4 protein-coding genes are annotated in these 5,814 nt (G+C 71.8%); all 4 read right to left on the bottom strand.

Translation table 11 applies throughout. The features are described 5' to 3' along the window. Positions 1–801: VWA domain-containing protein (locus tag AC1DS3_RS37155; RefSeq protein WP_477129193.1), on the bottom strand; the 801-nt coding region annotated here is incomplete at its 3' end. After that, entirely contained in the window at positions 798–3,011 is a 2,214-nt protein-coding gene (locus tag AC1DS3_RS37150) for a DUF5682 family protein (protein WP_477129192.1), read from the bottom strand. The genes AC1DS3_RS37155 and AC1DS3_RS37150, both read right to left, overlap by 4 nt. A gap of 120 nt (positions 3,012–3,131) precedes the next feature. After that, a complete protein-coding gene (locus AC1DS3_RS37145) occupies positions 3,132–4,241 on the bottom strand; it encodes an ATP-binding protein (RefSeq protein WP_183035408.1) in 1,110 nt (369 codons plus the stop codon). Positions 4,242–4,358: 117 nt separating this feature from the next. Next, positions 4,359–5,814, bottom strand: a 1,456-nt coding sequence (locus AC1DS3_RS37140) for a DUF4132 domain-containing protein (protein ID WP_477129191.1), incomplete at its 5' end; no start/stop codon positions are given.

The following is a 5,814-nucleotide window of genomic DNA, read 5'->3' as shown; positions in this document are numbered from 1 at the left end:
CAACTCGACCGGATCGGCCACGTCGGCGGTGAGGTCCACCACCGCGGTATCGAACGCCACCAGCCGCGTGCGCATGCCCGGCAATTGCCACAGGCAGGCGGCCATCACCGCGGCATGGATCACCGAGTCCACCATCGAGCCGCTCTGGTCCACCAGCAGGATGATGTCCCACGATTGCGCATGGCTGCGCACGCGGCTGAAAAATGCCGGCGCCTGCACGAACAGCTTGCCGCGCTGCGGGTCCCAGCGATGCAGGTTCTCGCGCAAGGTGCGGCGAAAATCGAAGTTGCGGGCGATGCGCACGCGCGAGCGCCGCCGCCGGTCGCGCGTGCCGGCGAAAGCCTGGYGCACTTCGGTGGCGAGCTTTTCCATGATGCGCCGGACCACCTCGGCCACCAGCTTGCGCGCGGCGGCCAGCACCTCGGGGTTCATCAGGTGCTTGGTGTGGAGCACCGCGCGCAGCAGCGCTTCGGACGGCTCGATGCGCTCCAGCACTTCGAGGTTGGTGACCACTTCGTCGATGCCGTAGCGCTCCACGGCGTCCTGCTCCAGCCGCTCGATCACTTCGCGCGGGAAGAGGCGGTGGATCTCGTTGATCCAGTCCGGCGTGGTCAGTTGCGAGGCGCCGCCGCTGCCGGTACGCTCGCCGCGCCGCGCGCGCTCGGGGTCGCGGCCATAGAGCCAGTCGAGGGCGGCGTCGGCCGCGGCGGCATCGGCATCGAGCTCGCCCAGCGCGGGTTGCGCGGCTTCGCCCAACAGCAGGCGCCAGCGTTGCAAGGGATCAGGCAGGTGCAGGCTCATGGCGCGGTGGGCTTCGAGTTCGGGTTGGGATCGGGGGCCGCGCCGACGGGCACGCCCCAGTAGCGCAGGCGCACCGTCACGGCGGCTTCCAGCAAGCGCGCGGCGGCAATGTCCACGGGGTCATGCGCGCCCAGCGGCGCGGTGAGCGAGCGCTCGCCATAGGCTTCGCCGCCACGCAGAGCCAGCACCTGGCGCGCCAGCGCGCCGCGCTCCGCCGGCGGCAGCCAGGCAAAGGCCATGCGCATGGCGGGCAGCGCCTGCACGAAGGCCTCGTCGTCGAGCTGCTGCAACAGGCCGTCGAGCCCGCCGGCAAACCCGCGGGCATCGGTCAAGACATCGCGTGCCAGCGCCAGCAGGCCGGCCAGCGCATCGCCGATGGTGGCCGGCGGCAAGCCCGCCAGCAGGCGCAGTGCGCCCGCGATGCTGTCGTCGTCGTCGTCGCCGCCGCCGCCGTCGCCGTCTTGTGGCGCAGCCGGTTCGTCCAGGCTCGCCAGCGCGCCCAGCGCCGCGCCACGGCTGGCAGCCGCCGCCTGCGGGTCGCGCGCCTTGCGGCGCCACACGGCCAGGGCACGCTGCGGATCGAGCGCGGGCAGCGGCTGGCCATCGCCGAACGCGCCGTTGCGCACGTCGCGCACCACATCGCGCACCGCACGGAAAGTCAGCAGGTGTGCCTGCTGCTCGGCGCTGGCCACCTGGCCCGGCAGGTCGAGCAGCCACAGGGCGCGCTCGACCGCGGCCGCCACCACCGTGTGCAACACCGGCGCGCCGGCCATGCCGAGTACCTGGCCGTGGCGCAGCAAGGCATGGAGCAGCCCCAGCGCCTCGCCCAGCGCCTCGAAGCGAGAGGCTGCGCCAACCGCCCGGCCCAGTTCGGCGAGCGAGGCGGCGCCGGCTTCCGGCAGCCMGGCGAACGCGGCATCGTTAAGCAGCGCAGCCAGCGCCGCCAGCTTGCCCGCCGCGCCGCGCAGCGCTTCTTCCAGCCGGGCGCGCGCGGCGTCGTGCAGCGTGGCGCCATAGGCGCCGGCCTCGATCAGCGCGGCGCGCTGCTCCAGCGATCCAAGCAGCCGCCAGTGCTCCTCGCGCTCGGCGGACAGCGCCAGCGACGGGCCCCGCTCGCGCTGGATCCCCGGCAACGCCAGGATGCGCAGCCGGTGCAGGCTGCGGCTGCGCTCGCGGTCGGCGGTCTGCAGCAAGTCCAGCTTGAGCTGCAGCGCACGGCCCGGCTGCAGCACGATACCGTGCGCGGCCAGCTCGGCGTCGACGGCATCGACCAGCGGCGGCTGCGGCGTGCCGGCCGCCAGCACGCCAACCTGGTCGCCGGCCAGCACGTCCATCAGTTCGACCAGCACGGGATCGGTGCCGCGCAGCAGCGGGCCGCGATAGGTCCACGGCAGCGGCGCGTCGAGGGCGTCCTTGATCAGGGTGGCGGCGCTGGCGTCGAGCCAGTCGCAGCGCAAGGGCTGGGCATGGCCGCGCAGCATCGCCAGGCCGTGGGCATGCGCGTGCAAGGCCTTGAGATCGGCGGTGGATGCGGGGAGCTTCTTCTCGCGCAGGCGGTGCACGGTCCGGGCGAGGGCCAGCTTGCCGGCTTCGGCGCTGCCGTGCTGCCACACCCAGATTTGGTACATCGGCGACGGCATGCCGGAGGCATAGCCGGCGAAGGCGTCGAGCCGCTTGCTGGTGTAGGGCACGAGGTAGCTGCCGCTGCGCACGGGCGCTGCGCCGTCTTCAACGCCGGCGGCGACCTCTGGCTGCGGCACGGCAGGGGGCTCGCTGCCGGCCGCCTCGGCATGCCCGCGCCATAGCGCGCGCAGTGCGGGCGCGTGATAGCCGCCGCAAACGACCAATACCGGTGCGCCCTGCGCCTGGCCCATGGCCCATGCKATCCAGCGCGCCATCATGGCCTCGCGCTCGGCATTGGCGGGGGAGCCGGGATCGTCGCCGCGCAACTGGCCAAAGTGCGTATCCAGCGCTGCGGCCAGCGCCGGCAGCGGCATCTCGCTCTCGAACAAGTGCTCCCACAGCGCGTCGCGGCCGTCGATGCACAGCGCGGCGCACAGCGCCGCCTCGTAGCCGGCGGCGCGCTCGGCATGATGATCATCGTCAGCGTCGGCGTAGCGGTTGGTRCGCCCGGACAATGCATCGTGCCAGGCCGGCAGGTCGATAAAGCGGGCCTGCGCGCCGATGCGCCCGGCGCCCTGCAACGCCACCCATTGCGCTCGGCCACCAGGCGCGCGCAGGCGGGGCTGTGGTGGCGCACGCCGATCACATACGGCTCCGCGTGCGGCACGGGGGTCGGCGCTGTCATCGGCCTGGGGCTGCGTGGCGCATCAAGGCAGGCGGTCGCGCGCGGCGAAATAGGCCTGCCAGTGCGAGCCGGCGCGGCGCGAGACCTTTTGTTCGAAGTAACGGCGCAGCTTGGCGCGGTCGTCGGCGTTGTCCTTGACCACGGTGCCGCCGATGCAGTCGACCAGGTCAGCGGGGCTGCCATCGCGTTGCTCGAGGAACCAGGCGCGCACGCCCACCGCATGCGCCACGTTCACGGCCTCGGCGGTGGACATGACCGCGCTCATGCGCTCGGCGCCGCCTTCGTCCGCGTTGCGGCGCGGCTGCGTGCCCTGCCCGCGCAAGTCGCGGAAGGTGGTGACCAGCAACTCCAGCACCGGCTCCGGCACGCGCCGGGGAATGCCGCTGCGCGCCAGCAAGCGTGCCGAGGCCTGCTCCACCAGTTCCAGCTCGCGCTGGAAATCCAGGATCGGGAACACCGTCTCGAAATCGAAGCGGCGCTTGAGCGCCGCGCTCATCTCGTTGACGCCGCGGTCGCGCGTGTTGGCGGTGGCGATGATGTTGAAGCCTTCTCGCGCGTACAGCATGCCGGCGGCGCCTTCGAGCTCCGGCACCGCCATCACGCGGTCCGACAGCATGGCCAGCAGGCAGTCCTGCACCTCCAGCGGCGTGCGGGTGATTTCCTCGAAACGCACGATGCGGCCCTGCTGCATGCCGAGGTACAGCGGCGCGGGCACCAGCGCGCGCTGGCTCGGGCCCTCGTTGATCAGCAGCGCGTAGTTCCAGCCGTACTTGATCTGGTCCTCGGTGACCGAGGCCCCGCCCTGGATGGTCAGCGTGGAGGTGCCGCTGACGGCCGCCGCCAGCAACTCCGAGAGCAGCGACTTGGCGGTGCCGGGCTCGCCCACCAGCATGAGCCCCCGCCCGGTGGCCAGCGTGACCAGCGCCCGCTCGATCATGGCCGCCGGGGCCACCAGCTTGGCGGCGATATCGCTGCCGGCATCGCCCAGGATAAAGCGGCGCGCGGCAGTCAGCGACAGCGCCCAGCCTGGCGGGCGTGGCGCATCGTCGGTAGCGGCCAGGCGCGCCAGTTCGTCCGCGTAGAGCAGCTCGGCGGGCGGGCGCTGGAGCGTGGGGCTTGTCTTGTCAACCATGGTGGCTTTCCATTGGTGCGGTCAGCGGCGCCATCTGGGGCCGCTGGATAAGGAGCCGCGCGATAGGGGGCCGCGGAATGAGGGGCAGCGGAATAAGGGATGCATCGACGCGGGCGTTCATGCGCGCAGGCTCTCCATGTCGCGGATCAGTTCGCTGGCGGCGATCGGGTCGAGCCCGGCGAACTTCTTGCCGCCGTTGCGGGCGATGCCCCAGCCGTGCGCATCCACGCCGAACTGCAGGCTTTGCAAGGTCTGCTCCGGATATTCGTCGGGCATGCCCACGATCATGCCGGGATCGAACGTCAGTTCGATCGCCCGTCCGCCCTCGACCTGCTTGGTGTAGTACCAGATGCCGCCGCCGTCCTGCGCCGCGCCGCGCCGCCAGCCGCGGTTGGCCAGGCCGAACAGCTTGCCGGTGGGGATGACCACGCCCTTCCAGCGATCCAGGTCGATGGCCTGCCGCTCGGCCTCGGTCAGCGCGTAGGTGTCGCGGCCGATCTGCGCGAAGGGCTGCAGCAGCTCGTAGTCGGCGAACAGCTGGCCGAAGGCGGCTGCATCTTCGGCCGGCAATTCCAGCGCGTGGGGAATGCCCACGCGGATATCCTCGCCTTGCGGCAGCGCGTAGGCATCGTCGTCGGCCGTGGTGTAGCTGCCGTCCTCGGCCACGCGAAAGCACGCCAGCAGCTCGCCGCCGCTGTCGCTGCCGTGCGCCACGCGGTACACGCCCCACGCCAGCCGCTGCACCAGGTGGCGCACCAGCGGATGCTGCGCCAGGAAGGGCTCGAACACCGCGGCGCTCCAGCGCCGGCGCGCGCACATGGCCAGCTCCAGGCGCAGCACCTGTTGGCTGGCAATGGTGCGGGCGTCTTTCTTGAGCGCCTTGAAACGCTCCACGGCTTCCTTGGACAGCGCGGCGTCGTCGGTTTTCTTGGGCTTGGGCAGGTCGGCCAGGCGTGCGCCGTCGGTGTCGCGCACGAAGGGCTTGAGGGCCTCGTCGAAGCCCACGCGGAACTGGCGCGGCCCGAAATCCAGCAGCAAGGTGCCGTGCGCGTCCAGCCCGAGGTCGGGCGCGAGGCGGTCTTCGAGCTCTTCGAGCGAGAGCCCGCGCGCCTCGGCCACTTCGTCGATCTTCTCGCGGGCACGGTCCTGCAAGCCCTTGAACTTGACCTTCTGCGCAATGCCGTTGAGGTGCATCAGCGCCACGTCGCTACCGATCATGGCGAGCACATCCAGCCCGGCCACGGCGCGCGCGTGCGCGGCCTCGCCGGGCCAGGCGCGGACATACGGCGTGAGCCGGCGCGCGGTGTCGTCGTTGCCGAGCACGCCCAGCGCGCTCAGCGCCCAGCTCTCCTTGGCAGGCGCATTGACCAGCAGCCACGCCGCGAAATTGTCCCAGGCAAAGTCCGCCAGCGACTCGGGCGTGCAGGCCGCCTTGACCATGTCCAGGCCGGGATAGCGCCCTTGCGCCGAGGGAAACGCCAGCATGGTGCCCAGGTGCTGCAAGGCGGAATCCGGCAGCGGTTTGCCGGCCCCCTTGCCGGTGGCAAGCACGGGGCGGCGGAAACTGCCGGGC

The organism is Cupriavidus sp. 01L46 (genome assembly GCF_056399905.1).
Note: the sequence above shows the minus strand (reverse complement) of the source record. Positions and strands in the feature narration are given on the sequence as shown.

What these genes read in the sequence shown, in the direction of transcription:
- AC1DS3_RS37145 (WP_183035408.1), bottom strand. Translation starts at nt 4,241, where the DNA reads ATGGTTGACAAGACAAGCCCCACGCTCCAGCGCCCGCCCGCCGAGCTG.